1 protein-coding gene is annotated in these 378 nt (G+C 42.3%); it reads right to left on the bottom strand.

The window, feature by feature from the left end; all coding sequences use genetic code 11:
• On the bottom strand, positions 1–378 hold a 378-nt coding region (locus tag FCK90_RS15240; protein WP_343029906.1), incomplete at both ends, for a hypothetical protein.

Here is a 378-nt window from a genome sequence, read left to right as displayed (position 1 = left end):
ACTTCTGCAACACGAAGATCGATTTTGTCGAAGTCTTCAATGCCGATTTGCGGTGTTTCAAGTGCTTCAACTTCCGCCACTTCTTCGGCAGGCGCTGGTGCAGAGCCTTTCATTTCATCTTGAATATAGGTAACTTCCACTTCTGCATCAAGTCTCGGGAAAATTGGCGTACCTTTTTTCACCACAGTGGTGCCTGCTGGAATTTCACCATATCCATAAATGCTATCCCATTTTTTCAAGTTTTCTTCTTGTAAACCTAGTTGTAAGAAGATTTCGCCCGGAGTTCTTGTTAAGAATGGTTGTAAAAGCACTGCGATAATACGTAAGTTTTCCGCTAAATGAGTCATTACGCTTGCAAGTTCTGTGCGTTTATCTTCG

Origin of the sequence: Kocuria coralli (assembly GCF_008831305.1) — a bacterium.
GTDB classification, from domain to species: domain Bacteria; phylum Actinomycetota; class Actinomycetes; order Actinomycetales; family Micrococcaceae; genus Kocuria; species Kocuria coralli.
This window is presented reverse-complemented; position numbering and strand designations above follow the sequence as displayed.